The following is a 22,264-nucleotide window of genomic DNA, read 5'->3' as shown; positions in this document are numbered from 1 at the left end:
GCGGATTCTAACTCTAACATATTTTAGCTGTGCCCAATATACTAATTAACTTTGCTTTTCACCCCTGCTTCGTCACTATTGAATTTAGAAAACAACATGAATTTTTCATTTTCTCCTATAATATCAAAAAAACCATAATCATCCTTAAGCTTCCTTAAAATATCCACAGTACTGTCGCTTGATCCCATATCAAGTACAATAAGCTTTTCGTTTGACATTACTTTCCTTAGTACATCGCCTGTAAAAATGTTTCTTATAATACCCTCAATAGTTCTTTCCTGATTTTTAATTAGTAAAACCATCTTCACTCTGGTACTCTCACTGCCTAGCCTTTGACGTATGGAATTTATTACACTGATAGTCAGATATATCAAACCGTACGCCGCCAAGAGATATGTAAAAATATCGAACAATATTTTGGACATAATGGGTATCACTCCCTAGATCATATATTTATAGTTGCCGCACCATCCTCCATTTTTATTGCTGTATAAACATCCTATGAATCAAGGGTATTATCTGTTACAGTATCGGTTTATATCAATCCATATAAAAATAATACAAAATTATACAAAATAATATCATTATTTGCCATATTTATGCAGGATTTTGTAGATAAAGATAGAATATATAACTATGGGGTGAACAATAGTGAAAAAGATTTCGGTAGCTGATTTGAAACCTGGCATGAAACTGGCAAAGGACGTCTACTTAAATGATGGAAAACTCCTCCTATTATCAGGTTTTGTAATAAAGCCGAGATATATCAGGAAGCTGGAGTTGTTTAATATTCCATGTGTGTATGTTGTAGAAGGTGAAGAAGTTCCCTTATCAGAAATCAGCGAAGAAAAGGTTTACTCTGAAGCTTTTGGTACCATCAAATCCGTACTTACCTCAGTCCGTGACGGAAAAGATATAGATGTCCCGGCAGTGAAAAACACCGTTACTGAAATAGTTCACAAAGTAATAAATAATGAATCAGTTTTTATGCAGCTGACCGGTATACGAGATATTGACAACTATACATTTTTGCACAGCGTCGATGTCTGCATTTACTCCTTGATAACCGGGAAAAACCTGGGTCTCTCGCAGGATGACCTTACAGAGTTAGGTATTGGTGCTGTTCTGCATGATATAGGAAAGTGTAAGGTTCCTTTGGAAATATTGATGAAACCGGGAAAACTTACAGATGATGAGTTCCATATAATAAAACTTCATACTGTCTACGGTCACGAAATAATCAATAATACCCCGGGTCTGGGCAAACGTATAGCGAACATCGCATGCCAGCACCATGAAAAATGGGATGGGACAGGATATCCAATAGGCTTGGCCAATTTCCAAATAGATAAATTTTCAAGAATTGTTACTGCTTCTGATATATATGATGCACTTACAGCTGACAGGGTGTACAGAAAAAGAGATTTGCCTCATGAGGCTGCTGAATATATTCTCGGCAACTCTTCAACATTGATAGACCCTGATGTGGCATCGGTTTTTATTAAGAATATAGCCATATACCCTGAAGGATCCATAGTAATACTAAACAGTGGTGAAATAGGCAGTGTGATTGAGGCAAACAAAAATATGTCCATCCGTCCTAAAGTAATGGTTATAGCACGAAAAGAAGGTCCTCCCGTACTGGAGCCTTACATAATAGATCTGATGAAAAATCTGGACATATTTATAATTGATATTTTGAGCTAGTTCCAGGAATAAAATTTATCAAGCATAATTCGTTATTCCGTACGGAAGCAATTTCAAAGGCCGGGAATCCCGGCCTTTGGCTGTTAATAAATAATATTTCGCATTACATCTCTGCTGCTTCTTTTCTGAGTGTATCTGCTTTATCTGTTCTTTCCCACGATAAGTCTATATCAGTTCTTCCCATATGCCCATAAGCTGCTGTCTGCTTGTAAATCGGCCTTCTTAGATCAAGAGATTTTATTATTCCCGCCGGTCTTAAGTCAAAATGCTTTTGTACCAGCTGAACAAGCTTTTCTTCAGGAAGTGTGCCTGTGCCGTAAGTATCAATCAGGATCGATACAGGCCTTGCAACACCGATAGCGTAAGCAAGCTGTACTTCGCATTTTCTTGCCAATCCCGCAGCTACAATATTTTTCGCTACATAACGCGCAGCATATGCAGCCGAACGGTCAACCTTAGTGGGATCTTTTCCGGAAAAAGCACCGCCGCCATGCCTTGCATATCCGCCATAAGTGTCAACGATTATCTTTCTGCCCGTAAGTCCCGAGTCACCCTGCGGTCCCCCCACAACAAATCTGCCTGTAGGGTTTATAAAGTATTTTGTATTACTATCCAAAAGATTTGCAGGTATTGTTGGCTTTATAACATATTCAAGTATATCTTTTTCTATTGTATCATGGTCAACGTCAGGACTGTGCTGAGTTGAAATTACAACTGTATCGATTCTGACAGGCTTGTCCCCGTCATACTCTACAGTAACCTGTGACTTACCGTCAGGTCTGAGATAATTCAGTGTACCGTTTTTTCTGATGTCTGTAAGTCTCTTAGCAAGCTTGTGTGCCAATGCTATAGGCATGGGCATCAACTCTGGAGTTTCGTCACAAGCAAAACCAAACATCATACCCTGATCGCCTGCTCCTATTGCATCAATTTGTGCATCAGTCATTTCACCGGTTTTTGCTTCAAGAGCCTTATCCACACCCATGGCAATATCAGGGGATTGACCATCAATAGATGTTAAAACTGCACAAGTTTCTCCGTCAAAGCCATACTTAGCTCTATCATAGCCAATTTCCTTTATAGTTTTTCTTACTACACCTGGGATGTCGACATAACAGTTGGTAGTAATTTCACCCATTACAAGCACCATACCTGTTGTCACTGAAGTTTCACAAGCAACCCTTGCCATGGGGTCTTGTGCAAAGATAGCATCTAAAACTGCATCAGAGATCTGGTCGCAGATTTTATCCGGATGCCCCTCCGTAACTGATTCTGAAGTAAATAGTCTTCTTGGCATAATTAATTTCCTCCTATCAAATAATACTTTTCTGGACAATAAAAAACCTCTTCCTGAGGAAGAGGGCTAATCCTTCTCCTCATCTATCAAGGCAATTACACCTTGCAGGAATTGGCACCGCTGCATTTAAGCCGGTTGCCGGGTTTCATAGGGCTCAGTCCCTCCACCTCTCTTGATAAGGTCAACAACATATTCATTTATTATACACACTTTAACATATATACATATATCCGTCAAGAATATATAGAATAATTTCCCACTTTATTACAAATTAATCACTCTAAAATCTCGCAAAATAGGCAGTGATCCGTCATAATTTCCCATTCGGCCATTTCCGCTACTTACTTACCTTTGCTATATACCTTATCCCTGAATTTTTCAGTATTTACTATATACCTTTCATGCAAACCTTCACCTATTTTTTCCATACTATCATAAGCTTCTATTTTGAAAGTCAACTTCTTGTCATCCACAGCAATAAGTTCAGCGACTGCATTTACTTCCATTTCTACAGGAGTCGCTGCTATATGCTTTATATTTACCATTGTACCGACTGTTGCATAGCCTGCAGGCAAGTGCGGTTCTACTGCCGAAAGAGCCGCTTTTTCCATCAATGCTATCATAGTCGGGGTTGAAAACACGTCTATACCACCGCTTCCTACCGCTTGTGCCGTATCTTTTCCGGATACCTTCATATCTATAGAAGCTTTCAAGCCTATATCCAAGCCAAATTTGTCCATAATAACCTCCTACAACAAATATAATAGGAGAAGGTTTTTATTCCCTCTCCTAAAAGTAATTACTTATGCACTTGCAATGATTTCTTCAAATTCGGCTCCCTCAAGTTTCTCTTTCTCAAGGAGCGCTTCTGCCACTTTATGAAGCTTATTGATGTTATCCTGAAGCATTTTGATGGTCTTATCGTAGCATTCATCTATAATGCTCTTCACTTCCCTGTCTATAGTTGCTGCTACTTCCTCACTGTAATTTCTGGCCTGTGCCAGGTCACGGCCGATAAAGACTTCATCATTTTCATTACCGAATATGAGATTTCCAAGCTTATCACTCATACCATATTTGGTTATCATGCTTCTCGCAACACCATTAGCAGTCTTCAAGTCACTGCCCGCACCTGTACTTATTTCTCCAAGAACTATCTGTTCTGCAGCTCTTCCCCCAAGTGCCACTATTATACGCTCAAGAAGTTGAGATTTTGTATGATAGCTCTTATCCTCCTCAGGTTTATAGGCAGTATATCCGCCTGCCATTCCTGCAGGGATAATCGAAATCCTGTCTACCTTGTCAGTCGTGGAAATAATCTTTACAGCCAGTGCATGACCTGCTTCATGATAAGCTGTAAGTTTCTTTTCTTTTTCACTCATTACCCTGCTCTTCTTTTCAGGTCCCATAACAACTTTAAAAGATGCTTCTTTTATCTCTTCCATACCTATCTGCTTCTTATTATTCCTTGCAGCCAGTAGGGCGGCTTCATTCAAAAGGTTTTCCAGGTCAGCACCGGTAAAGCCCGGGGTAGTTTTTGCCAGATCATCAAGTCGTACATCGGATCCTAAAGGCTTACCTCTTGCATGCACCTTTAGTATATGTTCTCTTCCCTTTATATCTGGTAATCCTACTACAACCCGTCTGTCGAATCTTCCGGGTCTCAAAAGTGCAGGATCAAGTATATCAGGCCTGTTTGTAGCAGCCAGTATTATAACTCCCTCATTAACGCCAAAACCATCCATTTCAACAAGCAGCTGGTTTAGAGTCTGTTCACGCTCGTCATGTCCGCCTCCCAGACCTGCGCCCCTATGTCTGCCGACAGCGTCGATTTCGTCGATAAAAATTATACACGGTGAATTCTTCTTTGCCTGATCAAACAAGTCTCTTACACGGGATGCACCGACACCAACAAACATTTCCACAAAATCAGATCCGCTTATACTGAAAAACGGCACTCCAGCTTCTCCTGAAACAGCCTTTGCAAGCAGTGTTTTACCGGTACCCGGAGGTCCCACCAGGAGTACACCCTTTGGTATTCTCGCCCCTAATTCAACAAATTTCTTAGGTTGTTTCAAAAATTCTACTATTTCCTTCAGCTCTTCCTTTTCCTCATCAGCACCGGCTACATCTTCAAATGTCACTTTCTTCTTGTCATCGGTACTCATTTTAGCTCTGCTTTTCCCGAATGACATTACCCTGTTTCCGCCACCGCCCTGGGACTGCTGTAGGAAAAACACCCAGAACAGTACAAATATCACTATTAATCCTATGGTAGGAAGTATCGCTACCCACCAAGGTGGTGATGGTGGAGGCTGAAACTGGAAGCTCTTAACTTTACCCGCAGTAATAGAATTTGTAACAAGATCCGTAAATCTATCGACCGAAGAAACATAAACTGTAAATTTGTTTCCGGCATTGCCTGCAGGTGGCTTATTAAGTGTAACCGTGGCTTTATCGCCCTGTAATTCTATACTATTTACATTACCGCTCTGAATCTCGTTCAGCAGCTCGGAATACTTCATAACAGTAGGACCGCCGCCGCCTTGAAGCACCATTAGAATAAAGATTATGATTACGAAAAGTACTATATAAAAGCTTAATCCCTTGAAATATTTCAAATAGCTCCCTCCTCATTTAGAAGTTATTACTATAGTATGGCTCATACAGAAATCCGTGGTATTTTATTTTTTAGTATTATCATAGTAATAAACCGGTATAGAAGTTCATTTATACTAAGATTCTGCCAAAGCGGTATATGAACTCATTTGGCCCGGTTCATCAAAAAGTCTGAAACAATTTACCAAGGCTTTCATATTAAATTATATATTCCCAACCCGTAATTTATTTATATAATATTAACATAAACGTAATTAAAACACAATAAATCCCAAAGTAAAATAAAATTTACATGCTATAAATACAAGCATTTCAGACATTATTTCTTAAACATGTTAGGATCTAATGTGCACACCTCAGGGAGATTCCTGTACTTACCTGCACAATCCAACCCATAACCCACAACAAACTCATCAGGAATTACTATACCTTCATAATCAACATCTATTTCAACTTTTCTTCTCGAAGGCTTATCAAGAGCAGTACATATTTTTACACTCAGAGGCCCTCTGGTATTCAGCAGCTCCTTCAGGTGTTTAAGCGTAAGTCCTGTATCAACAAGATCTTCAACAATCAGCACATGCTTGTTTGTAATATTTATATCTATGTCCTTTATAATTCTTACCACTCCTGACGACCTGGTTGAATTTCCGTAGCTTGAAACAGATATAAAATCCATATCAACAGGAATAGTTATTTCTCTCATTAAATCCGCTAAAAAAACAAAACCACCCTTTAAAACGCCGACTAAAACCAAATCCTTACCTTCATAGTCCTGCGAAATCTTCTGTCCCAGTTCTTTGATTTTTTGATTTAGAGCTTCCCTGCTTACCAAAACACCTTTTATACCTTCCATTATGTATTCTCCTCACTTAGTTTTATATATTCTAATTTTAATATACTTTTAGTATTTTCAGTTACTTTAAATTTATCACTTATTTTATGCCCAATAATCCAGACTATCTCATTACCTTTTGCAATAACTGGAATTCTGGCTCTTTCTTCCTTTGGAATTTTATTATCAATAAAATATTCTTTTAGTTTTTTTGTACCATTAGACTTATATGGTTTGAAAATATCCCCTTCTTTCCGGGTCCTTATACTTATTCCTGTTTTTAGCTTTTCATAATCAAAATATTTCGCTAAACTGTACTGAGCATCTTTGTTATAGTCTTTATCCTTTATCATTTCTTCTATTTCTGCTTTTATGAAAGTATCTTGATTTTCTCCAACTGTTTGACCCGGAACGTTTAAGCTTCTGTCAAAAGCTGTATCAACCTGCTCAGACCCATTATGCAGAAATATCCTCAATATGTTATAGGACTTCCTGACACGTATATTAAAAGGCAGGTGTATTTCAATACCAGTTTTCCCCGATTGAATAACAGCTATTGTGCCCTCTATATGAATATTTTCTATGCCCTTCAGGTCTCCTTTTACTTCTCTGACAGCATTACGGACCAATCTTTTTTTAATGGCAGGATGTTGACTATTGATTGCAGAAATATCTAGTTGTATATCCTGCCTGCTCCTGCTGATAACACATTGATCAAATATTCTTGATACGTTCGCATTAATATAATTATTGTCATCCCTTAAAAGAACAGATGCTTTTACAAGCTTGTCGGTTATGTCAGTCTTGAACAGGTTATCAATAAAAGGAATCAGATCAAGACGGACTTTGTTCCTTGTATATATATTTTTCAGATTTGAGCTGTCCGTTCTGGGATTTAGCCTTTTCTCACTACAATATTTTTCTATATCACTTCGTTCTATTTCCATAAGAGGCCTGATAATCCTGCCCCTTCTAAATTCCATACCCTGGAGTCCTTCAAGTCCGGCTCCTCTGATAATATGCATCAGCACAGTTTCTGCCTGATCATTCCTATTATGCGCTACTGCAATCTTTTCTGCCCCCACTTCAGCAGATACAGCTTCAAATTGACCATAGCGTACCTCCCTGCCGGCTTCCTCGATAGATATACTCTTTCCCCGTGAAATAGCTTTAATATCAAAAGATTTGGAAAACAGCCTTATTCCTAGCTTTTCACACAAATCAACTACATATTCCTCATCAAGGCGTGATTCATCGCCTCTCAGCATATGGTTTATATGTACGGCGTAAATATTATTTATATTCAGCTCACCTATCAGCGTATGGAGTACATGAAGGAGGCATACCGAATCAGGGCCTCCTGAGACCCCTACAATGATACTCTCGCCACTCTGTACCAGATTAAATTTTCTGATTGTGTTCAAAACTTTCTTTTCTATACTCATAATTTCCAACTGATTAACTAAGCATTACTGCCTCTTTATCCATCCAATATTTTATGCCCTGAACTTTTCCAGGTTTGCAAACTTGGTATATTGTCCAAGCCACACGAGCTCAACTGTTCCAGTAGAGCCAGCTCTGTGTTTAGCCAGTATAACTTCAGCTATATTTTTCTTTTCTGTCTCAGGATTATAGTAGTCGTCCCTGTAGAGGAACATAACTATATCTGCGTCCTGCTCGATAGCTCCGGATTCTCTCAAATCACTGAGCATAGGCCTATGATCAGTTCTTGATTCAGGTCCACGGCTTAACTGGGACAGAGTAAGTACCGGAACACTCAGTTCTTTTGCCAAAATCTTAAGTGATCTTGAAATCTCAGAAATTTCCTGCTGCCTGCTCTCGTTTTTACCCCTTCCCTGCATAAGCTGCAGGTAGTCTATAACAATCATTCCTAAGTTTTTTTCCAGCTTTAGCCTTCTGCATTTCGCACGTATCTCCATAATTGAAGTTCCGGGAGTATCGTCTATGTATATCGGAGCCTCCGAAAGAGGACCCAGGGCACGTGCAATCTTCTGCCAGTCATCATCCTCCAGCTTTCCGGTTCTCATTCTCTGGCTGTCCACCATCGCTTCACAGCAAAGCATTCTGTTTACAAGCTGCTCTTTTGACATTTCCAAACTGAAAATAGCAACAGGTACCTTTGCATGTACAGCAGCATACTGTGCAATATTCAGTACAAAAGCAGTTTTCCCCATGGCAGGTCTGGCAGCAATAAGAACAAGGTCTGAATTGTGGAGCCCCGCAGTTTTATAGTCAAGATCTGTGAAACCTGTGGGTATACCTGTTACAACCCCTTTGCTGTTATATAATTCTTCAAGCTTGTTAAAGGTATCTACAAGTACATCCTTAATAGGTGCAAATCCCTGCAGGTTTCTCTTTTGAAGTATATCAAAAATATTCTTTTCAGCTCTGTCAAGGACATACGATACTTCCTCTGCAGCTTCATAGCCCATATTCAGAATATCTGACGATGCTCTTATCAGACTCCTGAGAATTGATTTCTCTTCGACAATTTTTGCATAGTGACGGGCATTGGTGGTGGTTGGAACAGATGTAGCTATGTTTGTAAGATACTCCAATCCTCCTACACTTTCTAATGTGCCTCTAAGCTTCAATTGTTCAGATACCGTAATCAAATCAATAGGCTCAGCTCTGTTAAAAAGGTCAAGAATAGCATCAAATATTTCCCTATTGTCTTCTCTGTAAAAATCTTCACTTTTAAGTATCTCTGTTACGTTTGGTATTACCTCTTTGTCCAAAAGCATCGACCCCAGAACCGACTGTTCGGCCTGTATATTATGGGGCGGAATTCTACCTAAAGCATTAATATCCATGATTATTTAGCTCCCTCCGGTAGCTAAACAGGTTGAGGTTCAGATTTGCTTTTGATAGTCTCAGATTTTATGCCGATATCCCCTAACCTTAACCTTAGCCTTAACCTTCTTTTATTGTCCCTGCTCGATTTTTACCATAAGCTTTGCACTTACTTCAGGGTAAAGCTTTACTTCCACCTCTGTAGTTCCCAATGCTTTTATCGCATCCTGTAGCTGAATCTTTTTCTTGTCTATATCAAGTCCAAAATCGCTTTTAAGCTTGCCGGCTATATCCATACTTGTAATAGAACCGAAAAGCTTTCCGTTTTCTCCTGCCTTAGTCTTAATAACAACCGTAATGTTTTTGATTTTTTCTGCCAAAGCTTTAGCACTTGCAAGTTCTCTTTCCTTCTTTGAACGTTCGGCTTCCTTTTTAGTATTCATAACATTGATGTTTGTAGCATTAGCCTCTACAGCCAGGCCTCTTGGTATCAGGTAATTCCTTGCATACCCGTCGCTGACTTCAACCATGCTTTCTTTCTTTCCCATCCCTTTGACATCCTGTTTTAATATAACCTTCATAGCAACCTCCATTATAAGCTCAGCTAGAGACAGATATTATTCTAACCTCTACTTTTGATTTATCTTTGCATCTAAAATTTATTTTTCACTATTATTGCACTCGTCCATATATTCAATTATAGCATACTTAAGTTTATCTTTGGCTTCTTCTATCGAAATATCCTGAAGCTGTGCTCCTGCAACAGTCAGATGCCCTCCACCACCCAGTTTTTCCAGGATTACCTGAACATTCACATCTCCAAGGGATCTGCCGCTTATAAAAACTTCGCTATTTGCATAGCTTAATACAAATGCAGCAACAAGCCCCGAAAGGGTCAAAAGCTGGTCCGCAGCCTGTGCAGCTATAAGCTGTGCATTCTTTGTGTTAGGAGGACAGATGGATATTGCTATTTTATCATTAATTATTTCAGCGTCTTTTACAACATTGGAAATATTGATATAGGTTTTCAGGTCATTCTGGAAAAGCTGCCTCACCGCAACAGTGTCCACCCCCTGCCTCCTGAGGTATGATGCTGCTTCAAAGGTTCTTACCCCGGTTTTGAATGTAAAGTTTTTAGTATCCACAACAATTCCCGCATATAGAGACTCTGCCTCGATAGACTTCAGTTTGACCTTTTCTTCTACGTACAGGAGAATTTCAGTGACAAGCTCACAGGTTGAAGATGCATAAGTTTCCTGATAAGTCAGAACTGCATCCTGGATAAAATCCGCTCCTTTTCTGTGATGGTCGATAACTACTATCTGGTCAGTGTAGTTGAGCAATTCCGGGCACTCTGTAAATCCTGGCCTATGCGTATCAACAATTATCAGCAGTGTTTTTGTGTTTATCTTTTCCAAGGCCTCTACTCTTCCAATGAACAAGCCCTCATATTCATTACTTTTTTGTATTTTGGATACCATGCTGTCTATAGTCGGATTGGAATAGTTCAGTACTATGTATGCATCCTTCTCCCTGTTCTTTGCAATCCTGTATAGTCCCAGAGCTGATCCCAGAGAATCTATGTCCGCATTTTCGTGCCCCATAATCATGACTGAAGATGCCTGATCCATAAGCTCTCGCAAAGCATATGCAATGACTCTTGCCTTTACCCTGGTCCTCTTTTCCAGCTCCCTGGTTTTCCCGCCATAGAAACTGAAGCTCTCTCCATCTTTAAGAACTACCTGGTCGCCGCCCCTTCCCAGCGCAATATCTATGGATGCTGCAGCATACTTAAAGTTTTCAAGCAGTGTGCCTCCGTTTATTCCGAAACCAAGACTTAGTGTTACAGGAATCCTGTTACCGATATTTATTTCCTTTACAATATCAAGGATCTCGAATTTTTTTTCCTCAAAATCCTTCAGATGTTTATATTCAAATACAAAAAGATACTTATCCCTTTCAAACTTCTTGATTATGCCGCCTGTAAATCCTACCCACTGTACAACTTTTCTTTCTATCTCGGCAAGCATTTGTGGCTGGCTGGAATCCTCCATACTCTGCATCAGTTCATCGTAATTATCTATAATTATGATTCCTATAGCAGGTTTTTCATCATTGTATAACTTCCTTGTTTCTATCAGCTCAGTGTTGTCAACCAGGTAAAGCAAAAGAATATACTCATCCTTATTATTCTTGTCTTCAACTTTCGCAATATTGCCAAGCACACAATAATGACGGTTATTTATTTCTATCTCCTTACAGATATTAGTCTTTTCATCGATAAGGTTTTCAGGATGCAGCTCTCCGACAAAAGAACTTATAGTTTTTTCCAAAAGCTCTTCGCCATCGAAAATCTTCCTGAATGAAGAATTGTACCAAATAATTGTACCATTCAGTTCTACTACCACCAGAGGCATTGGAAAATTCAGCAGGGTATCTTTAGTAGCTGAATCTATATTAAATGTAAGATTTTCTATATACCTGGTGATTTCACGCTGCCTTACATAGCTTGATCTGAAATTGTAGTAGAAAAGAGCGATTAAGAGCAGATATCCCGGTATGGCCACCTGCCACTGCAATATGGTCACAATAATCAGTAATACAAAAATTATCCATAGGTAGAAACTTGCGCGTGGTACAAAAATGCCAGAAATTTTTTTATTATCCATAGCTTTCTCCTAATACTGCAACCTGAAAGTCTAAACAATCCTTGTTAGAAGTTTCGGATTAACTCCGTTTTCAGGCTGCCTGACTATAGCTCCCTGTTTGTAGGCAAAATCAAATCAGTTACTTCTTAATTTTATATCTGGAGCTGTTCAGATGCTTTGAAAGTTCGGAAAGATCTCCGTAGTACTTTTCCACATCGTGGTTCTCAACCAGTCCCAGTTTCACTTTATTCTCTATCTTCATCTCTATTGAATTGTAGCTGATACCCAATCTTCTGCCAAGCAGATACGATATTAAGATTATATTGGATATGGTATCCGCTATAGAATCATGTATTTCTTCCTTCATGCCGTTTACCAGTATTTTGAAAAGATTTGCCATATCGGTCAGGAGTTCGCTTTTTAGCCATTCAATAATCTTTATGTTCCTGGTAATATCAATCTCTTTATCAAAAACACCCATTTATTCACCCCGTAATCAGTTGACAATTAACAATTAGTAGTTAACAAAAAACTTCAACCTAACATAATTGTCCTAATATTATACCACTAAAACGGGTATTCTTGTTCAATTTCCCAAACAATACCAACTATAAAGCCTTGATTTGTAAACCAAATTCCCGGCTTCCGGCTATTTGCTTTACTCCTGCAGCTTAGCTCCTAAACACCGGATACGATCCAAGGAATTTATAAAATGACGTTTTTTTCTGTACCATTGTAAGTGCGTCTCTCACGTCATCGTCACTCCTGTGTCCTATAATATCAACAAAAAATATATATCTTCCCAGTTGGTTTTTTGCAGGTCTTGATTCAATCCTGGTCATATTTATATCCCATAAATTAAAAATATCCAGTATCCTGTATAAACTTCCCGGTTTATTTTCAGTCGAAAATACAATAGAAGTTTTGTCATCACCGGTTCTCTCACTATCCTGACCAGACACGACAACAAACCTTGTAAAGTTATTCTCCCCATCTTGAATGTTTCTGTCTAATATATCCAACCCATATGCTTCCGCCGCAGCGATAGTACCGATAGCCGCTAAATCGCCATTCCCCTCCAGCACTTCCTCTACAGCCCCTACCGTACTGTAAACACTTTTCACCTGGGCTCCGGGAAATCTTGATCCTATATACTTAATGCACTGTCCTATAGGCTGAGGATGTGACAGTATGCATTTTATGTCTTCAATCCTGGTTCCTTTTTTTACGAGGAGGTTTGGTCTTACGGCTATTATTTCCTCAGCCATAATTTTCAGATCCACATCAAATGCAATAGTATCAAGTGTTACATTTATTGCACCCTCCAGTGAATTTTCTATGGGGACTATTGCTTCATGGATCTCCCCTCTTTGTACGGCAAGCAGCGTATCCGTAATGGAATTGAAGTCACAAGCTGTATATCCAATCTCCCTTTTCTTAATATACTCTAAAGCTGCCTCATGTGAGAAGGTACCTTTAGGACCTAAAAAACCTATCTTCCGCATAAACACCTCAATAAGCCCCGTTTTAAATTCTATCCAGAAAAATATCCGGCAAACCACGATCATACTATGTACAAGTAAAAAGGAATCTTTGAATCCTTTTTTATTCCGAATTTAATAGTACCACTAAATCTTTTTATTTCCAACCCGTTTTTACTAGCAAATGCTGCCGTACCAACTGTTATAAAAACCCCCTGTTAGCTTTCATCACTAACAGGGGGCTGTTTTTATTCTGCTGTATACGGAAGTAATGCAATATGTCTTGCCCTCTTTATAGCTACAGTCAGTTGACGTTGGTGTTTAGCACAGTTTCCTGATATTCTTCTTGGAAGTATCTTTCCTCTTTCAGAAATAAACTTTCTTACTTTTGCAACTTCCTTATAGTCTATATCGGTTACTTTATCAACACAGAAGGCACAAATTTTTCTCTTTGCCCTTCTCATCCTCATTCCGCCTTTACCTTCGCCCTTATCATAGGAATCTCTGTTATTTCTATCCCTTTTTGGTCCTGGCATGGTTCAAAACCTCCTTCCACAATAATTTCTATCTATGCGATCATAACTTTCAGCAATCCTTAACAGGCTGCTGCATATGTACCCATAGAGAATTATTTATCGTCTAATAAATATAATCGTTAAACTTACAGTATGGTCAACAAATACGTATCACTTATTCTGTTGCCCGTCACTGTATCCTATCACCTACAGGTCCTGCTCAAAACGGAAGTTCATCATCGTCGTCTATCGGATAAAACCCGTCCGTCTGGTCAGAGCCTGCTCCACCTGTATTTCTTGAGGGCATTCCTTCTCCTTTTTTACTGTCAGCGAAGTACGCCTCCTCAGCTACTACCTCGGTTACATAGTGTTTTTTGCCTTCACTATCGTCCCAGGTTCTGGTTTGAATTCTGCCTACAACAACTACCTGGCGGCCTTTTTGAAAGTACTTCCCGCAAAACTCGCCCAGTTTGCTCCAAGCAACTACAGGTATAAAATCTGCCTGCTTCTCTTCACCCTGTTTGGAAAACTTTCTGTCTATAGCAAGAGTAAAGCTGCAAACAGCTGTATTGTTTGTGCTTGTGTATCTGAGTTCGGGCTCTTTGGTAAGCCTCCCCATTAAAATAACCTTATTCATAAAATCACCTTAATTTTCTTTCCTTATAACAATATATTTGATGATACCATCGGTTATTTTATATACTCTTTCAAGTTCTTGTGGGAAATTGGATTCTGCACTGAAGTTTGCCAGTACATAATAGCCTTCGTTGAGATCGTTTATAGGATATGCCAACTTTCTTTTTCCCCATTCATCAATATTTTCCAATTGGGTTGAAGTTTCCAGCATGTTCTTGAATTTTTCAACAAGAGCCTTAACGCTTTCTTCCCCAATTTCAGTATTGATGATGAAAATAGTTTCGTATTTGTTCATCATTCTACTTCACCTCCTCCCGGACTATGGCCCTGCATCATATGTGCAGAGCAAGGATTTACGAATAGTCATTTTATCACAATAAATGCAAATATACAAGAAATTTTTTTCACTTATTAATATCAAAAATTTACAAAATTCGACCTTTATAGTATAATTATGTTACATTTAACTTCAAGAAAATACAGTTTACCATAATATTTAGTTATGGTAAACTAATATTCTAACCGGATTCTATCATCCTCACAGACATAAAAGAGGGGGTTATTCTATGTTTTTCCGATCTAGGAGAAGGATTTTGCCCTTGGTTTTTTTACTGGCATTTCTATTCATGATTACGCCGTACCAAACCGTTCTCGGTGCGGGAAGCTCGGATTTACTCAAGCAGGGAATGAGTGGGAGTAAAGTATTGCAGCTTCAAAAGGATTTAAAATCTTTAGGTTTCTTCAACTCGAGTTTAACAGGCTATTTCGGAGAAGCAACAGAATCTGCAGTAATCAGCTTTCAGAAAAAACATAAAATATCCCCGACAGGCAATGCAGGAACTATAACACTCAACCGCATAAACACCCTTTTGAAAAGAACCAATACTTCCAGCCAGCAGAGTAAATCAGGAATTAAAATAGTTATAGATGCAGGCCATGGAGGGAGGGATCCCGGAACTTCAAAGGGATCCGTGGTCGAAAAGGAAGTGAATCTCGATATTTCAAAGATGCTTGAGTCGTACTTGGAAAATAAAAATTATGATGCGTTAATGACCCGGTCGAGGGATATTTCCCTATATAAGCTCTCAAGCCTCAGAGGCCCCATAGAAAAAAGAGAGCTGGATGCCAGAGTTAATATTATAGGTAAAAGTAAAGCCAGATTGTTTGTAAGCGTACACGTTAACAGTCTCCCCAAGAATCCGGCAATGAAAGGGTCTATTGTATTTTATAATTCTAAAAGTTCAAAGTCTAAAGCCCTCGCATTAAGTATCCAGAAAGAGCTTAACAACTTGAAGGTAAATGGTAAGCAGCGGCCCAGAAATAGTATTAGAACAGCAAATTTCTACATATTAAAAAATTCAAGCATCCCTGGTGTATTGGTGGAAACCGCTTTTATTACAAATAAAGAAGAACGTAAACTTTTAACTCAGAAAAGTTTCAGAGAAAAAATTGCCAAGGCAATAATGAATGGAATAGAAAATTCAGGTCTAGCAAAGTAAAAACGGCTGGAAGGCTTAACATTAAAGCCTTCCAGCCGTTTTTACTTATGGCTGTATATCAGCAAATTTTAATATACCGTATATTTACTACATATCTATTGTATAATTTTATATAATAATATAAGATTTTAACATGATTACTTTATTCTAAATTAACTTGTTGCGCTAGTTGATTTGAATTGCTTGTGTAGTGACTTAAGGCATCAGCGAAACTTGCAATTAGAATTAATCAAACATATTTAATAGTATTAGTATCATGTTATGAAAAAATTTCTTTCTCAGCTATTCCATATAATAATATTCAATACTTTGAGACTATGGATAAGAGAGGTAAAAGATGAATACAACAGCAAATATTGAGGAAATAACATGTATTATAGCCGGAGAGCATAGAGATCCCTACAATGTGCTAGGTATACATAAAGTAGAGATGAAAAAAGAAAATAGGGAAGTATATGCCATAAGGGCATTCTTTCCTAATGCAAAAGATATTTATGTAATTGATGATGCAGGTGGAAGAAAGTATCTAATGGAAAAAATCAATGAACAGGGTTTCTTTGAGGTATTAATAAAAGATAAAAATGATTTTTTTCAGTACAAGCTGGAAGTTACCGATTATGAAAACAATACATTTTCAATATCGGACCCCTATAGTTTCCTGCCGGTCATATCTGATTATGATATACATCTTTTCAACGAAGGCAATCACCATAAAATATATGAAAAACTTGGAGCGCATATCTGTAAAGTCAATGGGGTTGACGGTACTCTGTTTGCTGTCTGGGCACCTTGTGCCAAACGCGTAAGTGTAGTCGGAAACTTCAACCAATGGGACGGTAGAAGGCATCAGATGAGAAACCTTGGCTGTTCCGGTGTTTGGGAGATATTTATTCCGGGTATATGCAAGGGTGATGTATATAAATATGAAATAAAGACTCACTTTGGGGAGATATATAAAAAAGCGGATCCATATGCTTTCTATGCAGAATTAAGACCGGACACGGCTTCCATAGTATATGATATAGAAGGCTACCAGTGGGGAGATAAAGACTGGATTAAGGAAAGGGAAAATTCAAATATACTGGAAAAACCCGTTTCAATTTATGAGCTACACCTCGGATCGTGGAAGAAGAAAATTGACGATGATGATAACGGCTTTTTCTCCTATAGGGAATTAGCCGACCAACTCGTTGAATATGTAAAAGAAATGGGATATACACATATAGAAATACTCCCCGTATCAGAGCATCCGTTTGATGGCTCGTGGGGATACCAGGTTACAGGATACTTTGCTGCTACCAGCAGGTATGGTGAGCCAAAGGATTTTATGTATTTTGTTGATAAGCTCCATCAGAATGGAATCGGAATAATAGTTGACTGGGTTCCCGCACATTTTCCGAAAGACGGTCATGGCCTTGCCCGCTTTGACGGAACTGCCCTCTATGAACATGAGGATTGCAGGCAGGGTGAACACCTTGATTGGGGAACACACATCTTTAACTACGGAAGAAATGAAGTAAGAAATTTTTTAGTTTCCAACGCAGTTTTCTGGTTTGAAAAATATCATATTGACGGTTTAAGGGTCGATGCTGTAGCATCCATGCTGTACCTTGATTACGGAAAAAATCACGGTGAATGGATTGCCAATAAGTACGGAGGAAGAGAAAATCTTGATGCTGTAGAATTCATACGTCAGTTGAATCATACTGTGTACAGCTATTTCCCCGGAGTAATGATGATAGCAGAAGAATCCACATCTTGGCCGTTGGTATCAAAGCCACCTTACATGGGCGGCCTCGGCTTCTCTTTTAAGTGGAATATGGGCTGGATGAATGACTTTTTGAAATATGTAAGCATGGATCCCATATACAGAAAGTACCATCACAACTTATTGACATTTGCCATCATGTATGCGTATTCGGAAAATTTCATACTGGTTCTGTCGCATGACGAAGTTGTTCACGGAAAATGTTCAATGCTTAATAAAATGCCGGGGGACTACTGGCAAAAGTTTGCCGGCTTAAGGAACAGCTACGGGTTTATGTATGGTCACCAGGGTAAAAAATTGATGTTCATGGGCTGTGAGTTCGGACAGTTCATTGAGTGGAAATACAAAACCGGCTTGGACTGGCTGCTCTTGGATTATGATATGCACAGAAAAATGCAGGCTTATGTACGGGATCTGAACAGGCTGTACAGGACTGAGAAAGCGTTATACGAAGTAGACTTCAGCTATGACGGTTTCGAATGGATTGACTGTAACGATTCGGACCACAGTATAGTATCATTTCTGCGCAAGGGTAAAGACTGGCATGATATGCTGATTTTTGTATGCAACTTTACTCCGGTAGTATATGATCATTACCGTATAGGAGTACCATTTGACTGTTATTACGAGGAAATACTAAATAGTGACTCTGAGATATACGGAGGCAGTAACGTAGGCAACTGCGGCGGCTTGCAGGCAGAAGAGATCGCTACTCACGGGAAGCCTTACTCTGTAGGTATGCGAATTCCTCCACTGGCTACAGTCGTGCTAAAACCAAAGCTTCAGGATAAAAAGTAAAGTGAGGGGATATAGGAGGTTAATATATGAAGGTATATCTACATTTGGCAGACGGGTTTGAAGAAATCGAAGCAATAAGTGTAGTGGATATTTTACGGAGAGCCGGCATAGAAACCCAGACGGTATCAATTACCGGCAGGAAAGAAGTGCATGGAGTACACGATATTAAGGTAATTTCAGATATTCTGTTTGAAGATGCGGATTATTCCTCTGCAGATATGATAATACTTCCAGGTGGCGGGCCGGGGACAGAAAACCTGAATAACCACACAGGCCTTAAAGAAGAAATCAGGAATTTTTCTGAGCAGGGAAAGTGGCTGGCTGCCATTTGTGCCGCACCGACTGTTCTGGGTAGGCTGGGCCTCCTCCAGGATAAATCCGCCGTATGCTATCCTGGATGCGAATCAAACTTAACCGGCGCAAATATTTGTTCAAAGGAAATTACTACCATCACTGATGGAAAAATAATTACCTCCCGTGGGCCGGGTACATGCCTTGAATTCGCGTTGAAAATAGTAGAAGCCCTAAAAGGCATGGAAACTGTGAATAGGCTGAGAGCAGGCATGATAATTTCATGATTGCTCCTCATCATCTTATCTAAGATTATACAAAAAAAGAGAAGTATCAAATTAAATTTGATACTTCTCTTTTTTTGGTGGGCACTATAGGGCTCGAACCTATGACCCCCTGCTTGTAAGGCAGGTGCTCTCCCAGCTGAGCTAAGCGCCCGTAAATCAGTTAACAGCTTACAACTGTCAACTGAATGGTGACCCATAGGGGATTCGAACCCCTGTTACCGCCGTGAAAGGGCGGTGTCTTAGGCCACTTGACCAATGGGCCGTATGGTAGCGGCGGTCGGATTTGAACCAACGACACTGCGGGTATGAACCGCATGCTCTGGCCAACTGAGCTACGCCGCCATATGCACGTCTCACCTAACGCGCTTTTATATTGTAGCAGATAGCCTGACATAAAGTCAAGAGGAAGTTTTACATTTTTACTGAACACATTTTTCCATAGGTTTATGCATTCAAGTCTTCCCATTCCTGTCTGGTAATCAATACTCTTCTTGCCTTGCTGCTTCCGTCGGATGCACTTACCACACCCCATGCCTCCATCTGATCCACAATCCTTGCCGCCCTAGCATAGCCTACCTTGAACTTTCGTTGAATCAGGGATGATGATGCTTGTCCGCAGTCTATGACCATATCTATAGCCTGCTGCAAAAGTTCATCATCACCATCCGATTCTACCTGGCCCGGTTCAGAGGTTTTTTCGATCTTCTGCAGTATTTCCTCATCATATTCAACTGTTGAAGAAGCTTTAAGATGATCAACTATCGATTCTACTTCCTTATCCGATATAAAAGCGCCTTGTACCCTTATAGGTTTTGGCTCCCCTATCGGGCTAAACAGCATATCACCGCGTCCAAGCAGCTTTTCTGCTCCTGCCATATCCAAAATAGTCCTTGAATCTACCTGTGAAGTAACTGCAAAGGATATCCGTGAAGGAATATTTGCTTTTATGACTCCTGTAATAATATCGACAGAAGGTCTTTGAGTTGCTATAACCAGATGCATTCCAGCTGCTCTTGCCATCTGAGCCAAACGGCATATACAATCCTCGACGTCATTTGGTGCCACCATCATAAGATCAGCAAGCTCATCTATTATTATTACTATCTGCGGGAGCTGCTCTCCCTCATTTCTCTGCCTGATCAGATTATTAAACCCCTTCAGGTCTCTTACATTATTATCAGCAAACAGCTTATACCTGCTGGTCATTTCCTGTATAGCCCAATTTAAAGCGCCTGCTGCTTTTTTGGGATCTGTTACTACAGGAATGAGCAGATGAGGTATCCCATTATATACGTTCAATTCTACCACCTTAGGATCAATCATCAGTAACCTTACTTCAGAAGGTGAAGCCTTATATAAGATGCTGGCTATCAGCGTGTTAATACATACACTCTTTCCGGAACCTGTTGCTCCGGCTATCAGAAGATGCGGCATTTTTGCTATGTCAGCAACGACCGTATTGCCTGATATATCCTTACCTACGGCAAAAGCAAGCTTTGAAGAGTGGCGGACAAACTCTTCAGACTCTATAACATCTCTCAATAATACAGACATTACTTCCTTATTCGGTATTTCTATTCCAATTGCTGCTTTCCCCGGTATTGGGGCCTCTATCCTGACTGCAGTAGCCGCCAGGTTTAGTGCTATATCATCCGCAAGGTTAACAATCTTGCTGACCTTTACCCCGATATTGGGCTGCAACTCATATCTTGTAACTGCAGGTCCCTTACTTACATTTACTACTTTTGCCCCTACTCCGAAACTTGCCAGTGTCTCGACAAGCTTCTCTGCATTATAATCCGCTTCAGACATCAAGTGCTTATCTTTGTCTGTCGCTTCATGTGTTTTGAGGATATCTGTCGGAGGAAGTATTATGCTCTCCTGTCTTTTTATTTCCCTGCTGCGGTTATCAGCGCCTGCTACTGCAATGCCGACTGTCCCCTTCGCTCTTCTTATCAACCTCACCACTCTGGGCTTTCCGGCATTCTCTTCATTCAGCAGTCTGCTACACGTTTTTTGAGGGGTAACATCACAAGAATTATCCTGCCCCAGATTATCAGTTCCATATTCATCATATTGAGGCTCATTGCCCTCTTCCACTGTCTCCATTCCGCCACTATCCTCAAATACAAATCTTTTTTCGTCGGCTTCAAACTCCTGCTCACCCTCAATACCTGAAGATGCGTCATCAAACATTATGCTTATGTCAGTTCCGGATTCTTTTTCTGCTACGTATTCAACTTCTGCAACACTCGTATTTGCCTCACATGGATTTATCCCGTCTGCAGTAGTTTCTTCAAATGGTTCGACGGGTTTATTTACAGGATTAATGGGCTCAAAAGGCGATCTGTACGGAACAAATTTCCTTTCTTCCCGTATCTCACTTTTTTTGTTCTCAACACCAGGGTTGTCTACAATTTCTATTGCAGCAGCATTCTCCTGCCTGCCTTCCAGTACCCAGTCAAAATTGCTTTTTTTACTGCGATTTGTATATGATCCTTCACTATACCTCTTCAACTCCCGGACAGGGCTTGTGTCAATTCTATTCATGGCAGTTGTCATGCTCTTTTTAGGTAAGCTTTTCCCAGCCTTCCTATTCTTGGACCTTATGTATGAAGCAATACTCATAAGACCGAATACTGCGGAAATCTCTATCAGATATGCTATAAAGAAACTAGCCGATGTAACCTTTGATAAAAATACTGCAATTATTGCTAAAGCGGCTAAGATTATCAAAAGTGCCCTGATAAATTTCTTTCTTTTCTTCTGATTGTTTCTCTTTACTCTTTTACTGTATGTACCCTGATATCTATTTCTAGTATTATTCATGATTTCTCTATTACCTCTTCCCTGAGTGAATTGGATTTAGTGCAATAATGTTTAATGTTGTCCCGGCAGTATTTTATTGGAATAAAGTAAATATTCCTATATGCGCCATGGTTTACATAATATACAGCAACAACATAAGATTTATACATTACTATTTTAATATACTGAAGCATTCATGTCAAAATTGAGGCTCATAGCAGTTTCGTCCAAATTCCTCCAAAATCTCCGTTGTTAAGGTAA

At 39.5% G+C, this 22,264-nt stretch carries 19 protein-coding genes, 3 tRNA genes and 1 riboswitch; of the genes, 4 read left to right on the top strand and 18 right to left on the bottom strand.

Features of this window, described 5'->3' with window-relative positions; translation table 11 throughout:
- Positions 1 to 41 precede the first annotated feature (41 nt).
- The gene (locus N3I35_07340; GenBank protein ID MCX8129894.1) at positions 42 to 425 is read right to left on the bottom strand and encodes a hypothetical protein; all 384 of its coding nucleotides are present in this window, start codon (positions 423 to 425) and stop codon (positions 42 to 44) included.
- A gap of 226 nt (positions 426 to 651) precedes the next feature.
- On the opposite strand from N3I35_07340, the gene N3I35_07335 reads away from it, so the two are divergent.
- On the top strand, positions 652 to 1,707 hold the full coding sequence (locus N3I35_07335) for an HD-GYP domain-containing protein (GenBank protein MCX8129893.1): 1,056 nt from the start codon (positions 652 to 654) through the stop codon (positions 1,705 to 1,707).
- A gap of 103 nt (positions 1,708 to 1,810) precedes the next feature.
- Here N3I35_07335 and metK read toward each other — a convergent pair whose 3' ends face one another.
- The 13 genes from metK to rpsF form a co-directional block, all read right to left on the bottom strand.
- Positions 1,811 to 3,004, bottom strand: a complete 1,194-nt coding sequence (metK, locus tag N3I35_07330; GenBank protein ID MCX8129892.1) for a methionine adenosyltransferase — start codon at positions 3,002 to 3,004, stop codon at positions 1,811 to 1,813.
- Between the two features lie 76 nt (positions 3,005 to 3,080).
- A riboswitch (SAM riboswitch) is annotated at positions 3,081 to 3,186 on the bottom strand.
- 159 nt (positions 3,187 to 3,345) lie between these two features.
- Complete coding sequence (locus N3I35_07325; GenBank protein ID MCX8129891.1) at positions 3,346 to 3,744, bottom strand: thioesterase family protein; 399 nt, start codon at positions 3,742 to 3,744, stop codon at positions 3,346 to 3,348.
- Between the two features lie 63 nt (positions 3,745 to 3,807).
- Positions 3,808 to 5,625, bottom strand: coding sequence for an ATP-dependent zinc metalloprotease FtsH (ftsH, locus tag N3I35_07320; protein ID MCX8129890.1), 1,818 nt, complete (start codon positions 5,623 to 5,625; stop codon positions 3,808 to 3,810).
- Positions 5,626 to 5,942: 317 nt separating this feature from the next.
- On the bottom strand, positions 5,943 to 6,479 hold the full coding sequence (gene hpt / locus N3I35_07315; GenBank protein MCX8129889.1) for a hypoxanthine phosphoribosyltransferase: 537 nt from the start codon (positions 6,477 to 6,479) through the stop codon (positions 5,943 to 5,945).
- On the bottom strand, positions 6,479 to 7,903 hold the full coding sequence (gene tilS / locus N3I35_07310; protein MCX8129888.1) for a tRNA lysidine(34) synthetase TilS: 1,425 nt from the start codon (positions 7,901 to 7,903) through the stop codon (positions 6,479 to 6,481). Before tilS ends, hpt begins: the two co-directional genes overlap by 1 nt.
- A gap of 51 nt (positions 7,904 to 7,954) precedes the next feature.
- A complete protein-coding gene (gene dnaB, locus N3I35_07305) occupies positions 7,955 to 9,292 on the bottom strand; it encodes a replicative DNA helicase (GenBank protein ID MCX8129887.1) in 1,338 nt (445 codons plus the stop codon).
- Between the two features lie 111 nt (positions 9,293 to 9,403).
- Entirely contained in the window at positions 9,404 to 9,853 is a 450-nt protein-coding gene (gene rplI / locus N3I35_07300) for a 50S ribosomal protein L9 (GenBank protein MCX8129886.1), read from the bottom strand.
- 78 nt (positions 9,854 to 9,931) lie between these two features.
- Positions 9,932 to 11,941, bottom strand: coding sequence for a DHH family phosphoesterase (locus N3I35_07295; GenBank protein ID MCX8129885.1), 2,010 nt, complete (start codon positions 11,939 to 11,941; stop codon positions 9,932 to 9,934).
- 118 nt (positions 11,942 to 12,059) lie between these two features.
- A complete protein-coding gene (locus N3I35_07290; protein ID MCX8129884.1) occupies positions 12,060 to 12,401 on the bottom strand; it encodes a MazG-like family protein in 342 nt (113 codons plus the stop codon).
- A gap of 190 nt (positions 12,402 to 12,591) precedes the next feature.
- Positions 12,592 to 13,425, bottom strand: coding sequence for a prephenate dehydratase (gene pheA, locus N3I35_07285; protein MCX8129883.1), 834 nt, complete (start codon positions 13,423 to 13,425; stop codon positions 12,592 to 12,594).
- A 224-nt stretch (positions 13,426 to 13,649) separates the two neighbouring features.
- Positions 13,650 to 13,937, bottom strand: a complete 288-nt coding sequence (gene rpsR, locus N3I35_07280) for a 30S ribosomal protein S18 (protein ID MCX8129882.1) — start codon at positions 13,935 to 13,937, stop codon at positions 13,650 to 13,652.
- Positions 13,938 to 14,136: 199 nt separating this feature from the next.
- The gene (locus tag N3I35_07275) at positions 14,137 to 14,553 is read right to left on the bottom strand and encodes a single-stranded DNA-binding protein (GenBank protein ID MCX8129881.1); all 417 of its coding nucleotides are present in this window, start codon (positions 14,551 to 14,553) and stop codon (positions 14,137 to 14,139) included.
- Between the two features lie 9 nt (positions 14,554 to 14,562).
- A complete protein-coding gene (gene rpsF, locus N3I35_07270) occupies positions 14,563 to 14,847 on the bottom strand; it encodes a 30S ribosomal protein S6 (GenBank protein ID MCX8129880.1) in 285 nt (94 codons plus the stop codon).
- A 271-nt stretch (positions 14,848 to 15,118) separates the two neighbouring features.
- On the opposite strand from rpsF, the gene N3I35_07265 reads away from it, so the two are divergent.
- The 3 genes from N3I35_07265 to N3I35_07255 all read left to right on the top strand — a co-directional run bounded on the left by N3I35_07265 (position 15,119) and on the right by N3I35_07255 (position 19,195).
- Complete coding sequence (locus N3I35_07265) at positions 15,119 to 16,051, top strand: N-acetylmuramoyl-L-alanine amidase (GenBank protein ID MCX8129879.1); 933 nt, start codon at positions 15,119 to 15,121, stop codon at positions 16,049 to 16,051.
- Between the two features lie 337 nt (positions 16,052 to 16,388).
- Positions 16,389 to 18,617, top strand: a complete 2,229-nt coding sequence (glgB, locus tag N3I35_07260; GenBank protein ID MCX8129878.1) for a 1,4-alpha-glucan branching protein GlgB — start codon at positions 16,389 to 16,391, stop codon at positions 18,615 to 18,617.
- Between the two features lie 26 nt (positions 18,618 to 18,643).
- On the top strand, positions 18,644 to 19,195 hold the full coding sequence (locus N3I35_07255; protein ID MCX8129877.1) for a DJ-1/PfpI family protein: 552 nt from the start codon (positions 18,644 to 18,646) through the stop codon (positions 19,193 to 19,195).
- 75 nt (positions 19,196 to 19,270) lie between these two features.
- Here N3I35_07255 and N3I35_07250 read toward each other — a convergent pair.
- The 4 genes from N3I35_07250 to N3I35_07235 form a co-directional block, all read right to left on the bottom strand.
- Positions 19,271 to 19,346: transfer RNA gene (locus N3I35_07250), tRNA-Val, on the bottom strand.
- Positions 19,347 to 19,381: 35 nt separating this feature from the next.
- Positions 19,382 to 19,457: transfer RNA gene (locus N3I35_07245), tRNA-Glu, on the bottom strand.
- A 3-nt stretch (positions 19,458 to 19,460) separates the two neighbouring features.
- Positions 19,461 to 19,537: transfer RNA gene (locus tag N3I35_07240), tRNA-Met, on the bottom strand.
- Between the two features lie 102 nt (positions 19,538 to 19,639).
- Complete coding sequence (locus tag N3I35_07235; protein MCX8129876.1) at positions 19,640 to 22,024, bottom strand: DNA translocase FtsK; 2,385 nt, start codon at positions 22,022 to 22,024, stop codon at positions 19,640 to 19,642.
- Between the last annotated feature and the right edge of the window lie 240 nt (positions 22,025 to 22,264).

This window comes from Clostridia bacterium, from assembly GCA_026414765.1.
GTDB lineage: Bacteria > Bacillota > Clostridia > Acetivibrionales > DSM-27016 > SKW86.
This window is presented reverse-complemented; position numbering and strand designations above follow the sequence as displayed.